Origin of the sequence: Halobacillus kuroshimensis DSM 18393 (assembly GCF_000425705.1) — a bacterium.
In the GTDB taxonomy this organism is placed as follows: Bacteria; Bacillota; Bacilli; order Bacillales; family Halobacillaceae; genus Halobacillus; species Halobacillus kuroshimensis.
In genome coordinates, this window is record NZ_AUDY01000012.1 from 90801 (window position 1) to 109409 (window position 18609).

The 18609-nt window shown below is 47.5% G+C and carries 19 protein-coding genes; 7 read left to right on the top strand and 12 right to left on the bottom strand.

The features are described from left to right. Nucleotides 1-13: 13 nt before the first annotated feature. The 3 genes from yycI (at nt 14) to H615_RS0115000 (ending at nt 3043) form a co-directional block, all read left to right on the top strand. Nucleotides 14-925, top strand: coding sequence for a two-component system regulatory protein YycI (gene yycI / locus H615_RS0114990; RefSeq protein WP_027955912.1), 912 nt, complete (start codon nt 14-16; stop codon nt 923-925). Nucleotides 926-942: 17 nt separating this feature from the next. Further along, nucleotides 943-1737: an MBL fold metallo-hydrolase gene (locus H615_RS0114995; protein ID WP_027955913.1), complete on the top strand. Its 795-nt coding sequence runs from the start codon at nt 943-945 to the stop codon at nt 1735-1737. A 79-nt stretch (nt 1738-1816) separates the two neighbouring features. Further along, a complete protein-coding gene (locus H615_RS0115000; RefSeq protein WP_027955914.1) occupies nt 1817-3043 on the top strand; it encodes a S1C family serine protease in 1227 nt (408 codons plus the stop codon). 388 nt (nt 3044-3431) lie between these two features. Here H615_RS0115000 and H615_RS0115010 read toward each other — a convergent pair whose 3' ends face one another. The 8 genes from H615_RS0115010 to H615_RS0115045 all read right to left on the bottom strand — a co-directional run bounded on the left by H615_RS0115010 (nt 3432) and on the right by H615_RS0115045 (nt 11218). Next, nucleotides 3432-4136, bottom strand: coding sequence for a DUF2306 domain-containing protein (locus H615_RS0115010; RefSeq protein ID WP_027955916.1), 705 nt, complete (start codon nt 4134-4136; stop codon nt 3432-3434). A gap of 340 nt (nt 4137-4476) precedes the next feature. Then, complete coding sequence (locus H615_RS0115015) at nt 4477-5820, bottom strand: alanine/glycine:cation symporter family protein (protein ID WP_027955917.1); 1344 nt, start codon at nt 5818-5820, stop codon at nt 4477-4479. Nucleotides 5821-6115: 295 nt separating this feature from the next. Then, the gene (locus H615_RS0115020) at nt 6116-6922 is read right to left on the bottom strand and encodes a PTS system mannose/fructose/sorbose family transporter subunit IID (protein ID WP_027955918.1); all 807 of its coding nucleotides are present in this window, start codon (nt 6920-6922) and stop codon (nt 6116-6118) included. After that, nucleotides 6923-7720, bottom strand: coding sequence for a PTS mannose/fructose/sorbose/N-acetylgalactosamine transporter subunit IIC (locus H615_RS0115025; RefSeq protein WP_027955919.1), 798 nt, complete (start codon nt 7718-7720; stop codon nt 6923-6925). Between the two features lie 17 nt (nt 7721-7737). Continuing rightward, the gene (locus H615_RS0115030; RefSeq protein WP_027955920.1) at nt 7738-8217 is read right to left on the bottom strand and encodes a PTS sugar transporter subunit IIB; all 480 of its coding nucleotides are present in this window, start codon (nt 8215-8217) and stop codon (nt 7738-7740) included. Nucleotides 8218-8238: 21 nt separating this feature from the next. Continuing rightward, a complete protein-coding gene (locus H615_RS21455) occupies nt 8239-8619 on the bottom strand; it encodes a PTS sugar transporter subunit IIA (protein WP_051254729.1) in 381 nt (126 codons plus the stop codon). 20 nt (nt 8620-8639) lie between these two features. After that, nucleotides 8640-10379 (bottom strand): class I mannose-6-phosphate isomerase, encoded by a 1740-nt coding sequence (locus tag H615_RS0115040; RefSeq protein WP_027955921.1) that lies wholly within the window; start codon nt 10377-10379, stop codon nt 8640-8642. 89 nt (nt 10380-10468) lie between these two features. Then, on the bottom strand, nt 10469-11218 hold the full coding sequence (locus H615_RS0115045) for a GntR family transcriptional regulator (protein ID WP_027955922.1): 750 nt from the start codon (nt 11216-11218) through the stop codon (nt 10469-10471). Between the two features lie 200 nt (nt 11219-11418). Between H615_RS0115045 and H615_RS0115050 the strand changes: the two genes are divergently transcribed. Then, nucleotides 11419-11634 (top strand): hypothetical protein, encoded by a 216-nt coding sequence (locus tag H615_RS0115050; protein ID WP_027955923.1) that lies wholly within the window; start codon nt 11419-11421, stop codon nt 11632-11634. Between the two features lie 38 nt (nt 11635-11672). Here the strand turns inward: H615_RS0115050 and H615_RS0115055 are convergent, their stop codons facing one another. Both H615_RS0115055 and H615_RS0115060 read right to left on the bottom strand, forming a co-directional pair. Next, nucleotides 11673-13031 carry an FAD-dependent oxidoreductase gene (locus tag H615_RS0115055; RefSeq protein ID WP_027955924.1) on the bottom strand — a complete coding sequence of 453 codons (1359 nt, stop codon included), beginning with the start codon at nt 13029-13031 and terminating at the stop codon, nt 11673-11675. Nucleotides 13032-13177: 146 nt separating this feature from the next. After that, the gene (locus tag H615_RS0115060; RefSeq protein ID WP_027955925.1) at nt 13178-13459 is read right to left on the bottom strand and encodes a hypothetical protein; all 282 of its coding nucleotides are present in this window, start codon (nt 13457-13459) and stop codon (nt 13178-13180) included. 237 nt (nt 13460-13696) lie between these two features. Between H615_RS0115060 and H615_RS0115065 the strand changes: the two genes are divergently transcribed. Beyond that, nucleotides 13697-14824, top strand: a complete 1128-nt coding sequence (locus H615_RS0115065) for an endonuclease (protein WP_027955926.1) — start codon at nt 13697-13699, stop codon at nt 14822-14824. Between the two features lie 37 nt (nt 14825-14861). On the opposite strand, the gene H615_RS0115070 is transcribed toward H615_RS0115065, so the two are convergent. Further along, on the bottom strand, nt 14862-15911 hold the full coding sequence (locus tag H615_RS0115070) for a hypothetical protein (protein WP_027955927.1): 1050 nt from the start codon (nt 15909-15911) through the stop codon (nt 14862-14864). 186 nt (nt 15912-16097) lie between these two features. Between H615_RS0115070 and H615_RS0115075 the strand changes: the two genes are divergently transcribed. Then, nucleotides 16098-16565, top strand: coding sequence for an NUDIX hydrolase (locus H615_RS0115075; RefSeq protein WP_027955928.1), 468 nt, complete (start codon nt 16098-16100; stop codon nt 16563-16565). A 55-nt stretch (nt 16566-16620) separates the two neighbouring features. Next, complete coding sequence (locus H615_RS0115080; RefSeq protein WP_027955929.1) at nt 16621-17889, top strand: M48 family metallopeptidase; 1269 nt, start codon at nt 16621-16623, stop codon at nt 17887-17889. A gap of 35 nt (nt 17890-17924) precedes the next feature. Here H615_RS0115080 and H615_RS0115085 read toward each other — a convergent pair whose 3' ends face one another. Beyond that, nucleotides 17925-18446, bottom strand: coding sequence for a PilZ domain-containing protein (locus tag H615_RS0115085; RefSeq protein ID WP_035532388.1), 522 nt, complete (start codon nt 18444-18446; stop codon nt 17925-17927). Nucleotides 18447-18609 lie beyond the last annotated feature (163 nt).

An 18609-nucleotide genomic window follows, 5' to 3' on the forward strand; every position in this document is an offset into this window, starting at 1 on the left:
GGCGGGATAACGAATGCAGTGGGGCCAGATAAAATTATTGTTCATCCTCAGCTTTTTGATTCTCGACCTTTTCCTCTTGCAGCAGTTTATTACCAAACAGTCGCAGGATGTTCTGGGACAGATTTCAACAGCTGAAGAAAATATTGAAACCGAGCTTGAAGAAGATGGCATAACGATCGCCGATGACGCCAACCCGCAGGAGCCGGGGGAAGTGTCGACGATCAAGTCCTCAGGCAGCACGTTCTCTGATGAAATTCTTGGACAGATTGAAGATATGGACGAAGAAAACCAGACCGTCGAAGTGCTGAATGAGAACCGTGTACTGAAAGTCGAACTGGACGAGCCTGTTCCTGTCACAAAGGATAATTTGATTGAAAAAGTCCGGGCGCTCGTGCCGTTCTATTCCCAGTATTCGTTCTGGGGATGGAATGAAGAAAAAGGAGCGGCGCTGTTTTTCCAGAAAGCCAACGACCGGACGATCTACTTCAATAACAGCGGATCCCTGCTCGTCTCGATTGAAGACGGGGAGATCACCGGTTATGTAGCAACGATGCTTGCGTTCAATGAAGGGGAAATGATCATTGATTCCGAACAGGACGGGGCGGTTATTGCGCCCCTCAGTGCAATGAGAAATCTCCGTAACCAGGGGATGCTGAAGAGCGGGGACGAAGTGACCTCGATGAGCATCGGGTATTATACGGAAATTTTTGTTGAACCGAGTGAGGAAAAAGGGGAGCAGGTCTTTGCTCCTGCCTGGAAAGTGACCGTCAATGGAGAACGCAGCCACTTTGTCTATGCTTTGTCGGGCGGCGTCATTGATGTCGAAGAAGGGGAATTTATCGAAGAAGAGTTACAAACGTACAATCTTCAGGAAAATCCATTAGAGAGTACGACAGAGGAGAACGAAGAAAGTGAAAACAATTAAATGGAGTGTCTTACATCATGACCTTACGCTTTAGTGTACTGGCTTCAGGCAGTACGGGGAACGCGTTTTTTATTGAATCAGGGGACGAACGGATTTTGGTGGACGCCGGCTTGAGCGGCAAAAAGATGGAAGGGTTGATGGAGCAGGTGGACATCGACCCCGCATCGCTGTCACGGATCCTCGTCACGCACGAGCACAGCGATCATATTAAGGGGCTCGGCATCATGGCGCGCCGCTACAACCTGCCTGTCTATGCCAACGAGAAGACGTGGCAGGCGATGGAAGGGCAGATCGGCAAGCTGTCTCTGGACCAGAAGTTCCTTTTCGGAATGGAGGAAGTGCAGACATTCGGGGGCATCGATGTAGAAAGCTTCGCGGTATCCCACGATGCGGCGGACCCGATGTTTTATACGTTCCATCAGGACGGGAAAAAGGTGGCACTGGTCACCGACCTCGGCTACGTGTCGGAGCGCATCAAAAAGACAGTGGAAGGTGCGGACGCCTATGTGTTTGAATCCAATCATGATGTCAGCATGCTTCGGATGGGACGGTATCCTTGGAATGTGAAACGGCGGATCCTCGGTGATTCCGGGCACGTTTCCAACGAAGATGCCGCGCTTGCCTTGACCGATATCATCACCGATCAGACGAAGCGGATCTACCTGGCCCACCTGAGTCTGGATAACAACATGAAGGATTTAGCCCGGATGTCAGTCTCTAACATTCTCGAGGAGCGTGGTTTCGAGCTGGGGACGAAAGTAGCGCTGTATGATACAGATCCCGCTGAAGCCACACCGATTTTTGAGGTTTAAAAGGTTTGATTTAGTTAAACATAAGGGAACAATACCTATTGAAGTTCATAGGAACGAAGGAAAGGTAAGGTGAAGCGGAGTGGGTTATTACGATGACCATTCACCCCAGACACAGCAGAAAAGAACCCGCAGGCGCTGGGTCATGCCGACCATCGTCGGAGGGGTCTTAGGTGCTGTGCTCGTCCTGCTTGCTCTCCCGGCACTCGTCCAGACCGAGCTGCTCCCATACGATATGACGATTCCGGAGGATGAAAGCGGCCTTGTGGATGACAACCAGGGTCTGACCGGCGATACGAAGAGTGTCTCGGTCGATGTAACGACACAGATTACCGATGTCGTCGAACAGGTCACCCCGACGGTTGTCGGCGTCGTCAATCTGCAGACGAGGGAGAATTTCTGGCAGGAAGGCGCTGAGGATTCCTCCCAGCAGGCAGGCGTCGGTTCCGGTGTCATTTATAAAAAGGAAGACGGGACCGCTTATGTGGTAACGAACAACCATGTTATTGAAGGCGCCAGTGAAATCGAAGTCGTGCTCGCTGATGAAACAAGGATTACAGCCGAATTGATCGGCGGCGATGTATTCACAGACCTCGCTGTTCTGAAGATGCCGGGCGAACAAGTGGAACAGGTGTCCGAGCTTGGCAGTTCTGAAGATTTGAAAGTCGGTGAACCGGCCATTGCTATCGGGAACCCGCTCGGCTTGAGTTTCGCCGGATCCGTCACACAGGGCATCATCAGTGGAAAAGAACGGGCCATTCCGCAGGATTTCAACGGAGACGGCCTGGAAGACTGGCAGGCGGAAGTTATCCAGACTGACGCCGCCATCAACCCCGGAAACAGTGGAGGGGCTTTAATTAATATCGAAGGACAGCTGATCGGAATCAACTCGATGAAAATCGCCCAGTCCTCTGTAGAAGGGATCGGTTTTGCCATTCCGATCGATTCAGCCAAACCGATCATCGATGAGCTCGAGCAGAAGGGCCAGGTCGACCGTCCTTATATCGGCATTGAGGCATACGGACTGAACGAAGTACCGACCTCCGAATGGGGCAATACGTTGAACCTTCCTGAGGATGTGGAAGGCGGCCTGTACATCCGCAGCATCCGGCAGATGTCACCAGCCGCGAAAGCCGGGCTGGAGCCACTCGATGTCATTACCGCCCTTGATGACGAACCAGTTGAGGATATCATCGATCTCAGAAAGTATTTGTACAATGAGAAGAATCCTGGCGAAGAGATGGAAATCACCTACTACCGCGATGGACAGCAGCAGACAACAACGATTACCCTCGGTTCGCAGGAATAAATCATGAAAAAGAGTACCTTCGTTGTGAAGGTACTCTTTTTTGATGGTCAGCAATCGACATTCTTCTCTTTTATTCAACATATGATTATCCACAGCCTGTGTATAGAGTTCTGGATAACTGTCATATATGGTAGGGAACGTATATTCCGATACCATATAGCCAAAAGGGGTGTGAATATGTGGATAAAATCTGTGTATAACCTGTTTATATCTAAGTGAACCCTGTGAATATCAGAAAATTAACAAGGTTTGTGCATAAGTCTGTGGACAGTTGTGGGTAACTGCTTTCGTTAGTGCCTGTTTTCCACATGTGTATGAAATTCAAACGTTCCCTTTATCGGTTCTGTGAAAAAAATGTCTAATGCTAACGTCATTCGTGAGTACCTGTTTAAGAGGCTGATTTTTTAACTCTTGGAAGATTGAACTTCCTCCTGTAGTAGAAATTGAAGCTGTAAATCAGAGGAGTCAGGACCGCCGCCGGCAGAAACCAGAGCCAGATGCTTACACTTGAGATATTCAATAATCTCGGAGCACCAAAAACGACAAAAGCTGTAATGGTGGCAATCGAGCAGCCGATCAAGTTTCCGTAATGCTCAAAATACCAGTGCATTTTTGTTTTTGGAGGGGTGAGCCAATAAGAAAGCTGACCACTTCCGAGCACGAGACCCAGGATCGGGAAAAATTTCAGCAGGGCAAAATCATCCATCCAGCCGACCACCATTGTGACGAGGGACATGATGACGAGCAGACCGGATATCCCCAAATCATAAGGGTTGCGGTGAGCGTCTGTCCGGCGTTTGAAACGGAGGACACGGATGCCCATCCAGGCTGTCGCTGCACTCAAGACGGCGATAAACAAAAGAAAAAAGGAAAAAGCCTGTTCGGCTGATGTTCTTTCCTGATCGATAAACAGGCGGTACAACCCCATGAACAGCGCACTGCCCGCGACTGTATACATGGCCCAGACGTATACCCAGCCGATTTTGCGGTGCGCACGGCCGCCTTTTTTCGTGACGAGTGGGATCCAGAATACGGTGAGCGCGGTAAACCCTGCGGCGATATGAAGCATGAGTATGATTGAAAATAAAGACATGGTTTTCACTCCTCTCTACTCTACCAGTTATACGGAACGAAGGAAGGGAATTCCTGCATTCTTAACGATTTTTACAAAGGAACGACAAAATGGAGATGAAAAAAACGGCTGTCCTTGTAAGGACAGCCGTTTCATATTGTAGAAAAAAGTATTTCTCTTCTTGTGGAGCTGTGATTGTCACGTTCCGCTTATCGGTGGATGCTTGCCGCGGGCATGGCCTCAGCTAACTTGAGCAGGGAAACCACCTGCCCAAGTGAATCTTCGACTCGTTCTTTTCCCGCAGCCGTCACCAGCGAACACTCCACGTGACCTTCCCAATTATCTTTTGGGATGGTTTTATCTAGGATTGAAGGCGGTCGCTGTTCCACGTCTTTTTGATGATTTTCGTTAAGGCGAGGACAGCGATCAAGTTAGGAACGACCATCAGTGCGTTGAACGTATCGGCCATCTGCCAGACGAATTCCACTTGGACGACGGCTCCTGTTACGATGAACAGCAGCACGAACGCGCGGTACGCCGGTACGGCTTTTTCGCCGAACAGGAACTTCACGTTCACCTCTCCGAAGAACGCCCAGCCGAGAATCGTCGTGAAGGCGAAGAACAAGAGGCAGATCGCGATAAACGGAATACCGAATTCACCGAGTCCGCGGGCGAACCCTTCCTGTGTAATCGCACTTCCCTCAAGGCCTGTTTTATGGGCGCCGGTTACAAGTACGACGAGAGCGGTCATCGTACAGATGATCACGGTATCAATGAAAACACCGACCATGGCGACAAGCCCCTGGTGGGACGGACGCTTCACTTGAGCGACCGCGTGGGCGTGCGGTGTGGAGCCCATTCCGGCTTCGTTCGAGAACAACCCACGGGCAATACCATAACGGATCGCTTCTTTCACCGTGGCACCGAGCACACCACCGCCGGCGGCTTCCGGACTGATCGCGGCCTGCACGATCAGCTGCAGCGTCGGCAGCACCTGATCCCAGTACTCCACCATAATGACGAGGCTTCCGCCGATGTACAACAGCGCCATGACGGGGACGACATTTCCGGCAAAGGTGGAGATCCGGTCAATCCCGCCGAATAAAATAAGACCAATTAAAATAGCAATAACAATACCAAGACCGAGATTGAGACCGAATGAAGTGGAGTCAAGCGCCTGATTCATCGCTGTAGCGATCGCGTTGGACTGCACCATGTTTCCGACAAAGCCGAGGGCAATGATAATGGCTACAGCGAAAAAGCCGGCCAGCCATTTGCTGCCAAGGCCGTCACGGATGTAATACGCCGGACCACCGTGGACGGATCCATTTTTCTTTACCTTATAGAGCTGGGCGAGGACCGCTTCGGCAAAAATCGTCGCCATGCCGAAGAACGAGCTGATCCACATCCAGAAAATCGCACCGGGTCCACCGGCAGCAATCGCCGTGGCGACACCGGCCAGGTTTCCGGTTCCGACCTGAGCGGAAATCGATGTGGCGAGCGCCTTGAACGAATGGATGCCTTCCTGTTTTTCCTTTTTGAAAAGCGGTGCGAAGGTGATTTTAAATCCTTTACCAAGAAAGCGCACCTGGATGAAGCGGAGCTGGAAGGTGAGCCATACTCCCGTTCCTAGAAGGAAGATGAGCATAACCGGCCCCCAAAGAACACTGTTTATATCTTTAAAAAGCTGCGTCAACTGTTCCACGTAGAGTTTCCTTTCTTTCTTTCGCTAATGAATAACCATAAAAAAGAGTATCGCACGTGGAAGCGTTTCACAGCAAGTGACATTTTGAGGCAGGTAGGTTATATATGAAAACAGTTGATCCAAACGACTGTTTTTACCTTTTGAAAAAGAGGATAAAGGAAGAGGAGGGTTTAGACACATGATACATGCAGCCATAATAAACAATTGAAAGTGCATCTTGTGTGTAATCCAAAAAAGTCAGCTGGGAAATTTTCCAGCTGACCGAGGGATGTTGGGTGAGATTGATCTAATTTAATTAAAATATACCCAATAGGACCCCGACAATAGATATTCCAATTAAGATTAACAATACTTTTGTAGCAGAAATCCTTTTTTTAGCTATCAGATACCAGCTGAATATGACGGATATTAAACCTAACAAACCCGGGAAAAAGCTGTCTAAGGTTTCCTGTAACACAAGTGTTTCCTCACCATTAGGGATTTCAATGGCTGTACTCAATTTTACAAAAGAAGCGGCGAGGCCTCCAATGACTAAAATACCTAAGATGTTAAAGGCATCCCTTAATCTTTCCGACCCTTCACCTACGATGGTATCTATCGAATTAACCCCTAATTGATACCCTCTCATATATAGAAAATAAGAGAGCCATCCAGCTATGGAAACATATCCAACCATATAAAGCAGTACACCTAATGGGTTGCCGCTTGAGGATATAGCCATTGCTATGGATAACAGGACGGGGATTAAAATTCCTTGAATGGTTGAATCACCAATGCCCGACAAAGGCCCCATAGTGCTTGTTTTTACACTTACAAATATATCATCATCAATATCTTTTCCGTTAGCCCGTTCTTCCTCCATAGATGCAGTGATCCCATTGATCACGCTGCCCACTTGTGGTTCTACATTATGAAAAACAGAGTGACGTTCTAAAGCTTTTCGATATTCTTCCGGATCATCTTTATACAATTTCTTTATAATCGGAATCATAGAATGAGCAAACCCATGAGCTTCTAGCTTTTCAAAACTCATAGAAGATAAATTGTACATGGCCCAGTTCAACCATGACTTCCGCAGGTCTTTCTTTGTTAACTTCGGCATTTATATCACCTCATCATCGTCAGAAATTGGTGAAGGTGTTGAGTTGCTGGCAACTAAATAAATCACATAGGCAATAAGGAGCGAGAATATTGTGAGCGCTATCATGTTGTTGGAAATAAAAACAATGAACGCGAATCCTGTAACGAAGAATATAAAGTGAGATTTTTCACGGATTAAAAGATTCATCAGCAATGCGATCCCTAAAGCGGGCAGCAAGCCTCCTAATACATCCATCATGTGAGTCACTTTGTCCGGAACAAAATCAAGGAACGCTTTTACAAACCCTTCTCCTAAATAAACCGCAAGACCGATAGGAATGACTCTCAGCAGAAAGTTAACAATCTGAGGATATATCCCGTTGTTCCTGGCAATCCCCTGGGCATCTCCTTTTTTAGCGGCATTCTCTGCTCGTCTATTCCAGCCGGAGTTCAATACCATCATTAGATTGTGTAAAAAAAGACCCAGGACTCCAATTCCAACAGACAAAGTTACTGTGACCCCTGTGGAGGCCTCTGCAAGAATCCCTAACGCAATACCGCCATAGGCTGCATAGGTGATTTCCTGGTTCTGCGTACCCCCTGTGGAGATTGTTGCTATGAATGCTGCCTGGACAGCCACCCCTAAAATAATTCCAGTTGTAACATCCCCTAGAATAATCCCGATGATTAAACCTGCTACAAGCGGCCGGCCAATAGTGTAATAACCACCAGTGACACCAAGAAGCCAAGGAGATGATACGGATCCAAGGTAGCAGAAGATCCCTATGGCTAATGCTTGAATCATTAATATAATATCCATCCCGTCACCCCTTTAGATTAACTTTGGATGTCCTTCCATTTATAAACATTTTCTTCCGGAACTAATTGAAAGGAAATGTCGATATCATTACTGTCTAAATAGTCAAAAGCCTGACGTTCATCTGGAGTGATAGAAACATTTTTTCCGATATATTCGGTGTTTTCTCGTGCACTCATGGGTCCTACATTAATTGCATGACCGAAATCTGCGCCTTTTTCTATAAGTCTTTGTAATGTAAGGGGGGATTTTACTATAACAAAATAGCTGTTTTTAGCCCCTTTGGCTTTGTTGATCTTCTCAACGCCTTCATCCATTGTATAAATTCCAATCTTTATGGATTTGGGAACGGCGTTACTGAATATTTTCTTCTGCATAGGATCCTGTGCTATTTGGTCGTCAATGACAAGGATGCCGTGGCAGTCTTTCCAACGGGTCCACCGGGTAACAATTTGACCATGAATGACTCGATCATCTATCCTTACGAAGCTGATTGGCATATGAAAAACCTCCTATATAAATTAATCCGTTATGGCTTCTTGTCCAAATTCAACCGCCTTTTGAGTGAGGGATGGTAAATCGCTGCTTTCTAAAATCAAAGAAGTTTCGATGATCATAGGTAAATTCACACCGGCTATAACCTTTACTTTATCTTCGTGGATGAACGATTGTTTCAGCGAAACATTATAAGGTGTTCCTCCTTTAAGGTCAGTGAGCACTAAGATCCCTTCATACTCTTTCAATAAATCCTCTATAAGTTTCTCTGTAGAACTTGTAAAGGAATCGATTCCTTCCTCTAAAGACACGGGATACACATGTTGTGACTCCCCTATAATCATTTCAAATGAGTTTTTCAATCCATAACTTAATTGGCCGTGGGTTGCGATTACTATGGATAACATATAATATCTCCTTTCTTTTATCAGGTCCGTACACTTGCTTTAATGGTTGCCAATGTTTTACCTTCCGCTGCACCATAAGGGCGGATGGTGTATTCTGGAACAGATTGTGGAATTATGAATGTTTCCGCATAATGGACGACAAAAGGATCAAATAAATGATCGGGACTTTCAATAATCGCCTCGTCTCCTTCTACTAAGTTCAGGACGTTTACACTGGATCCTGTAGTATGATGCACTTTTTTGGAGAACCAATGTCTTCTTGTTTCGATGAATTCTCTTTCATGTAATCCGGTTCTTTCTTCTGTCCATCCATCGCCTGTATGGATGGTTTCTATTTGGTTGATTAAGTTCTCTTCCACCCATGTCGTGTCACGATCCCACTGAATTACTTCCTTCCCGTGTTCAAGGTGCACAGGTCTTGGAAGTCCATCCAATCCCAACCGGCCCCAATCCCATAGTTTAAAAGTGAAGATATATGGAGTGGCACTTATTTCTAAAACCATAGAGTCCGTACCGGAGCAGTGAATCGTTCCTGCCGGGATGAGGAAATGATCATGCTTCTTAGCTGGATACTGATTAATGTATTTCTCGTCAGGAAAAGCTTTTCCACCATTATTAGCCGTGTAGAGGTCCTGCAGCATTTCTTCCTTGTCCACATTGTTTTTTAATCCAAGATAAACCTTGGCGTTTTCCTTGGCATCCAGCATATAGTAACTTTCATCCTGCGTGTAATGCATTCCGAATTTATCTTGTATATATTCTGTGAGAGGGTGGACTTGGAGGCTTAAATTCTGTCCTCCCATAGTATCTAGAAAATCAAAGCGGATAGGGAATTCATCACCAAACCTGGCGTGGACTCTTTCACCCAGCAGCTCCCGCGGATGCATAAACACGACATTCATAGAAGGTATGGAAAGTTTTACGTCTCCATATGTCAGCTGCACGCTGTTCTCTTCAGGAACACCATCAAAGCTCCAGGCATAATTATCCTCCGAAGGGTCAAGTTCGAATTTCTCTTTCATCCACTGACCTCCCCACACGCCTGGTGCGAAATAAGGAACTAATCGGAATGGCTGCTTTGTTACTTTCTTCATCCCCTCCAGGAAATTTTCTCCTGTAACCATTTTCGGAGTTGCTTTCACATTCGTGTCGAGTAAAAAATTGATGTTATGAAATAACTTCTTCTTATGCTTATCGGCTATTCTCCATTCAACAAAGTAACCCCTCTTGTATTTCTTCAAAATATCTTCATCTTTGTTATCTGCTTTCCAGTTCGGCATCCGTTCCTGACTGAACCTTCTTTGAATTTCCCATCTCGTTAAATCCGCATAGACCAATAGATCGGGTTCATGGACTAACTGAGCTCCTACACCATACACGACAATAAGTCCATCCTTGCGATCGATCTCAACGCGCGCTTTTTCCAATTGCTGTTGATTAAAGAAATCTTTCAATTCATGATGGCTTTTAACTCCGAACACCCGGTCATCTGTAAGGTTCTGTTCAATCAATTGCTGAATTTCTTCGTTTGTCGAAGTCAATTCATCTGAGTGCACGATATGATCTGGGTTTAAAGGATTAATGAAAGACTCCACCAACTCTTCGTAGTCCACGCCAGGATAGCATTCGATGGTCAGTACAGTTCTGCCCTTATTAGTAATCGCTTTCAAAATTGCTTGAGTAATCTCCCCGTATCCTTGCCACGCTCCATCATTGGTGGAGCGGATTAAAATTTCCGGGCTTTTGTCATAATTTTTCACGTAAATCCTCCTTCACCTATCAATTGTTGTATTGTTATGACAATTGATTAAGTAGAATATATCATAATGTTATGACAATGGCAATTTTTTTATTTGGTTTTGTTTAGTTCCACGTAATAACGATAATCTTCACCAACGTAAAAGCATTCCGTGTATTCTGTGAACGTGTTATCGGCATTTCTCGCGAGGCGGACTCTTTTTAACACGGGTGTTTCTAAGCTGATATTCAGTTTGGCTGCCACTTCTTCACTTGGAAGAACAGCTTCTAAATATTCCTGAATATTTTCTAAAACAATGCCCTTTTCATTTAACAGCTCATAGAAAGACCCGTAGTAGTCTTCTGAATTCGTAGAGAAGTGGTCCTCAAATTTCCAGTAGGTTTTAAAGAATACCGGATGCATATTTTCGCTCCCGCGCACTCTTAAGAGTTCGATCACGTCATTACCCGGGAGCAGGTTGAGATTTTCTGCCACTTTTTTGTCTGCTTCTTTCTTTTGTACAGATACTTGATAGGTTTTGGCTTCCTTACCTAATTCATTAAGCTCATACGTATAACTCTTCACGTAAGTATAATAATCTTTATCTATACTGCGCTCTTTATAATCGAGAACGAAAGTCCCTCTGGCACGTTTCCGAATTAAATAATTTTCCCAGACTAACTCATTTATGGCATCACGTACGGTTGTTCTGCTTACATTATATACGTCACATAGTTCCAGTTCTGATGTGATTTTGTCGCCGGGCTTCCAATATCCCTGATCGATTTTGTTCTTAAGGTCATTTTTCACTTGTATATAGAGAGGGGGGGCATCCTTACCTGAATTTAATTGTATGTTCATAGAAAGGCTCCTTTGTATTTTAAGATCATATTGTTATGTCAATATGATAACCGAATCTAAAAGTAAATAAAACCTACAAAGGTTCTAAAACCATGTTTTTACATATTCAAAGATTAAAAGAGGGAGCGGGTGCATTCGTAAGCGAAGCTCTATAAGGATAGGCTGGCCCAGCCGATTAACTGGTTGGAAATGGAAGGTTTGTGGGTATACAGAGACTACAACACACTTGGAGGTGGGCTCTGATCGCAGATGTCATTCCATTCCGGTCAGGTGAGCGTACGTCAGCTGCAGAACGTGAATTTGTGGAGTTATATGAGCGCGATCCGTACATGAATGACAATATCCCTCTGGATGAACTCGGTCATCATCTGCGCCGGACGTTGACGAACCGGCAGAAAGGCTGTAAGAAAAAATGAACAAAACCCCCGTGAATGGGCACGGGGGTTTTCGTTTATTAGACAAGGGCTGGTGTTCGGTTGTAATCCTGCTGAGCTTCAAGTCCCGCCTTGTTTAAGAAGTTCCACGGCTGGTTGAAGTGCGGCTGGAAGAAGAAATCGACGTAGGCGAGCTGGTCAATCGTCATGCCGGCCTGGATGCAGACGCTCATCGTATTGATGGACTGCGTCACATCGGCTTTGGACAGAACCTGGGCGCCGAGAATCTTCCTTGTTTCCGGATCGATCGTCACTTTCAGCTTCACATTCTCGGCCGTCGGCATGAACGCCGGACGGTGCGTCTCTTCTATTGTGAAACTTTTCACATGAACATCTAAAAGTTGAGCAGATGTTTCTGTCAGCCCCGTGGATGCCATGTTGTAGTCGTAAATGTGCAGCCCGGATGTGCCCTGGGTTCCTCCGTGGGGCATGACCGGCTCCATGATGTTACGGGCGGCGAGTGTTCCCATACGAACCGCGTTCGTTGCGAGCGGAATATAGGCGTGTTTTCCAGTCGGGTTGTACGTCACGGCACAGCAGTCTCCCGCTGCAAAAATATCAGGATGGCTCGTCTGCATATATTCATTGACGATGATCGCACCGTTATCGAGCGTGTCGACGATTCCTCTGACAAGATCGGTATTCGGACGGAACCCGACACACATGATGACAAGATCGGTCTCATAGCTTCCGCCGTTCGTGATCACACGTCCGACTTGGCCGCCGCTCCCTTCAAACCGCTGGACAGTTTCATTCATCGCTAACGTAATCCCGCGGTTTTCGAAGTCCTCTTCGACGATGGACGTGAATGCCTCATCCAGATATTTGTTCAAAATCCTGTCGGCACCATCAATCAATGTCACCTCTTTGCCAGCTTTCTCAAAGGCTTCGACAAGCTCGACACCGATATAACCAGCTCCGACGACGGTCACTTTTTCGGCGTGTTCCGCCCGTTCAATGATGGTATTCGCCTGGTTGTAGTTTTTCGCAAGCAGGATGTTCTCAAGATCGATGCCTTCAATCGGCGGTGTCACCGGCCATGAACCGGTCGTGATCACTAATTTATCATACGAATCGGTGAGGTGTTCACCGGTCACAAGATTCTCGGCATAGATCGTTTTCGTTTCAGCATCAATGTCTTTCACGTCGTGCTGCATCCGGATGGTAACGCCGAGCTTCTGCAGCTCCTCCGGAGAAGAATAAAAGAGTCCCTGTGGGTCTTCGACGACTCCGCCGACATAGAGAGCGAGTCCGCAGGATAGAAAGGAGACGTTATCGTTTCGTTCATAGACGGTAATCTGAGCTTCAGGATACATGTTCGCTATATTCGTCACCGCAGCGGTTCCTGCGTGGGTACTTCCAATTACTGCAATTTTCATGGAATAGATCCTCCTCAAACGTTCATGTGAAGTGTTTCACATGTTAACTATGATTGTATTATAAGACGGATCGGAGGAGAATACAACCCTTTTGCTCACTATTTCACAAAATAAAAATAACCCGCCGGAAAGCCGGCGGGCAGGGGTTATTCCTTATCCTTGCGGGGAAATGTTTTATTTTTTACTTTCTTGAAGGCTTCAGAGGACGTATCCACCGTTTTGTCGATGGCTTCGGTGCTTTTTTCGGACGCTTTTTTAATGATGTTCCCTGATGAGTCGACGGTTTTGCCAATCAATCCGCCTTCACCGGTAATCGATTTGATGACCTTCCCGGACGAATCGACCGTCTGATGGACGATGTTGTTGGCCTCTTTGGCCACCTGCTTGAAGAAGCCGTCTTTTTCCTTAGAGCTTCGCTTTTCACTCATGTGAACATCTCCTCCTTGGAATCAATGGCTTACCCTTTATACATATGTATCCGTGGCGCTCCTATGACAGAAGGAAAGAAATCTGATTCGGACGTCATGCGCCGGAGGTCCTCATTATGAAGCGCATGTTAACACTCTGTGAGAATCGTGCTAACTTCACAGTTTCAGGCAGGAAATCAGAGGTGGGTATGGAAAGAAGCGGTGTAAGGCCATATGACAAACAAGGGAGTGTACATGATGAAGAAATTATTTTTGATCGTCTTTAGTCTTGTCTTTTTCACCGGGGGACCAGCTGTAAGCGCTGCTGGAAACCTGTCTGTCCAGGAAGCGATGCAGACGTCGAACGGGACCGATGTGATTGTTGAGGGGTACATCGTGGGCGTACCGGTATCCCAGTCGACCGTGGAGCAGAGCAATTTTTCCTCGAATTATGCCCTCGCGCTTGCGGATGATGCCGGCGAAACGGATATGAACGACATGATCCTGGTCAAATTGGATTCTGAATACCGCTATGAGTGGGGACTCCAGAACAACCCCGGATTGATGGGGGAAAAAATCGTCGTGGACGGCACCCGTGATGCCTACTTCGGCCATGAAGGCGTCGAATACGTAAGCTCGATCACCAAAACGTCCGGCGACTGCGGCGGTGGCGACACCGGAAGCGGGGACGGAGACGGCTCGACGTCCGGTGACTACTACAGCAGTGCGGATGGATTGACAGGAGATGCGTTGAAGCAGGAGCTTCACAACGTCATCGACGATCACACGGAGCTTACATATTCGGACGTATGGGATGCGCTTCGTCATACCGATGAAGATCCGAACAACACAGGCAATGTCCTGCTACTGTATACAGGGAACTCGATTTCCAAGTATGAGAACGGTGGGTATGTCGATGAGTGGAACCGCGAGCACGTCTGGGCGAAGTCCCACGGCGATTTCGGCACGAGCATGGGAGCCGGCACCGACATTCATCACCTGCGTCCGACCGATGTATCGGTGAACTCTGCCCGCAGCAACCTTGATTTTGATAATGGCGGCTCCGCTTATGCCGACGCCCCGGATACGTATTCGGACAGTGACTCCTGGGAGCCCCGTGATGAGGTCAAAGGGGATGTAGCCCGGATGATTTTCTATATGGCCGTCCGCTATGAAGGCGACCAGGGCGAACTGGACCTTGAAATTGCGGATTACACCGGAACGAGCGGTCCATACTTAGGGAAGCTTTCCACATTGAAACAGTGGCACGAGAGCGATCCGGTCGACAGCTTTGAGCGTAACCGTAACGAAATCATTTTCAGTGACTATCAAGGCAACCGCAACCCGTTCATCGACCACCCGGAATATGTGGAACAGATCTGGTAAAGAGAAGATCCCCGGAAGCGGCCTGCTTCCGGGGATTTTATCTTCCCTTTTTATGAAAAGCTTCCTGAAAAGCCGCCGCATCATCCACTTTGAGATAAATGGAGGTCACGTTCTTTTTCATTCCGAATGGCCGGCGGATGGTAACTGGATCTTTCAGCCGGATCACATACGGTGGTGTTTCTTTTTCCAATCCGTAAAAAGCGAGTTCAATGCTGTCCGCTTCTGCCGGCTGATCATTGTTGTATAATCCCTCGACCTTCTCCCATGGAACAGATCCAAAGGCCCGGATCCCTTTTTGAAAATGAATCCCGTGACGATCGAGAACGATTGGCGACAGACGTATGGCCTGGTAATCAGCAATGATAAACAAAAGGGCATACACATCCAAAGCTGTGACAATCCAGGCGGCTGTATGACTGAACTGAGCGACCATCAGATGGACAGCGATGATTTCAATGAGCATCGCATGGACAAGCATAAAAAACACGCCGGTGTACGCCCCGTCCTGATGGAACGTATACCCATCCGGACGCTGCTTCCGCCAGCTGAACAAGCTGTAGTAAAAAGCGGAAAGGTCCACAGCCAACACGTGGAAAACCTTCTGCACATGAATAACTCTTTTGAAAGAAAAGGAGTGGTCGACAGCTGCAGAAAAGCTCGCCAGAAAATGATACCGTTCCTTTTTTTGAGCTTTGTAGTTTCTTATAAAAAGAGGAACTTTCCTGACGGCTATAAGGAGAAGCAGCAATTCAAAGCTGATGACGGCTGCTTCCAGGACGATGACAGAATGGTTGAAATAAGAGAGGTATCCGTCGGCGTGACTCGGGATAATCAGGTTGGCAAGCAGGACACCGATAAAAAGAAGAACAGGCAGAACGATCCACGAGGCGCGTGTTTTGAATCCGAAGAAATAAAGCAGGAGCGGGAGAATGATACCGAGATCAATCGCTGTCGCCGTGCCAATCCGGTCATCAATCGGTCCGGCCAGCTCCAGACGCATCACAAGCAGGTTGGGGATAAGAATAAGCATCATGAAAAAGAAGATTCGTTTCAGATGAATGTTGGAGAGAGAAAGAGAAGTTGTCACAGCAGATCCCTGCTTTCTGTCTTTTCTATCAGTATACGGGAAGAAAGTGGGTCGTTGTCCGTTTGTATAGGATTGTCATCATTTTTCCATAAAACACATCCGCCCCCATAAAAAATAAAGGACTCCCGCCCCCGTCCGGCGTATGTAATAGGAATGGGATTTGTTAACGTAAAAGGGGGCAGACGGATGGATGTACGATTCCGCAGCGACGGCCGGTTTTTCAATCACCGCGCCGCCGGCATACTAATTCAGCAGGGGCATGTGCTGTTACATAAACAAAAGAAAGATGCCCACTGGTCCCTGCCGGGTGGTGGCATTGAGCTCGGCGAGGATTCGATGAATACGATCATCCGTGAGATGAGGGAGGAACTCGGCTGGGAAGTCGAGGTCGAGCGTACGGTCTGGATTGCCGAAAGCTTTTTCCCTCACCGCGGGGAAGCGCTTCATGAGGTGGCTTTTTACTATGCGCTGGAAACGAAGGAGCCCAAGTTCAGAGCCGGACCTTTTCACGGAAAAGAAGGCGATCACCTGATCTATCAGTGGATTGCTCTCGATGATCTTTCCCTGCATGAGGTGAAGCCGGCGTTTCTTAAAAAGTCGCTGCTGGAAATTCCGGATCATCTGATGCATCTGATCCTGAAGGAAACGTTCTAAGCGGACAGGCGGGCTCGTACACTATGACGAATGCGTATGTCAGGGAGGGCAGGCAGTGAAGAAAAAATTTATCACATGGACGTTCATTCTCTACGGCCTCTATAGTCTGGTGCTGGGCCTGTATTTTTTCCAGTGGTCAAACCCCGGCGTGCCTCCGGAATACGAAGGGACCGCCGCCGACCCTGCGACATTTATGACCGCGAGGGAGCTTGAACTTAGTCAGGAATACTCGACCTATCAGAACTTCCTCTCCTTTCTCGGCGAGCCGTTGGAGTGGATCGTCTACCTCGGTGTGATGATTTTCGGCGCGTCGATCGTCTTCAAGCAGTTCGGGGAGAAGGTGTCACGCTTCCGCATCATCCAGATTCCGTTGTTTGTGCTGCTGTTATCGACGCTGACATCGATCCTGTTATTCCCGATCGATTACGTAAAGCGGCGCTTGTCGGTGGAGTACGGCATTTCCACCCAGAGCTTTTCAAGCTGGATGCGCGATGAGCTGCTCAGCTTCTGGATCGGCTGGCTCATCATGGCCGTTCTCATTACTGTGTTATATTTCTTAATGAAAAAATTCGAAAAGCGCTGGTGGCTGATCGCCTGGCTGCTCATGATTCCGTTTCTCATTTTCATGATGTACCTGCAGCCGGTCGTCATCGACCCGCTTTATAATGATTTCGGTGAACTGCAGGACAAACAGCTCGAGGAAAAAATTCTCACGCTCGCCGATGAAGCGGATATTCCCGCTGACCGTGTTTATGAAGTGAACATGTCGGAGAAAACGAACAGCATGAACGCCTATGTGAACGGCATCGGCTCCAATCTCCGCATCGTTTTATGGGATACGACGCTCAACCGGCTTCAGGAAAATGAAGTGCTTTTCATCATGGCCCATGAAATCGGCCACTACGTCATGAATCACCTGTACTGGAATCTCGCCGGTGCGATCTTCGCCACCTTCCTAGGACTGCTGGCGACCTATCATCTGCTGCGGTGGAGCGTCCGGCGCTACGGAGAAAAACTCGGGTTCACGAAGGTGTCCGACATTGCCAGTCTTCCGATGTTTTATTTGATCCTGACGCTGCTTTCCTTTATCGCAAGTCCTGTTGAGCTTGCGGTATCACGCGATGCAGAAGCGGATGCCGACCGTTATGCGATCGAGATGACACAGGATACGGAAGCGGCTGTCGGGTCCTTCCAGGAGCTCACCGTCAACGGCTTGAGTGACGTCGATCCACCTGCGCTCGTGAAGTACCTGCGCTACGGGCATCCGACGATGATGGAGCGGATCTATATGTTGGAAAACTATGAGCTGAGCGAAGAGGAGTAGGTACGAGCCCCCGGGTATCCGGGGGCTTGTTCTGTTCAGAGCGCCTTATTATTTGTCACGATCTGCAGCTGGTAAAGGACGCGCGCCAGGCGCTCCCGGTTCTTTTCGCTGACCTCGATGAACTCCACCCCGTAGACGACAGCGGAGCTTGATAATTCTTCATGCTTCCGGGCCATCCGGGCATGCAGGTCAAAATCTTCGTCATTCAAGGAAAAGTGCAGCGAAATGGTGATGTTCTCCTGGATAGGGATGTTGTACTCCGATGAAAATTTCAATCCGGTAAGGTTGATGTTTTCGATGTAGCCGATAAAGTATTTCTGGTTCAAGGCCTTGAACCGTTTGGTGTCGATATCAATGATGATGATTTTACTTTCGACACGGGGGACATCGACCCGCAGGCTTCTTTGGACGTAAGGATGATTCGATGGGGGACCGCTTCTTTTCGGGGCGTCGTCTGCTGATGGAGTGGCCGCGGGTTTTCTTTTGAACAAACCTTTCATTATCATCACGGCGAATACGACAATGATCAGGGCTTCTGCCCATACGATATAAACCAAGACAACCACCTCGTAACCCTTCTAATTTATCCCGGTTCTCTCTGACTGGCCCGGGCTGAAATGTTGGATGCACGCAGTCTCCTGGTTTTCCTTCTATTTAGAGGGCCTCACACTCCTTTTTGGGTATTTTTATCTATATTATTGCATGATAAAGGTGTTTGCT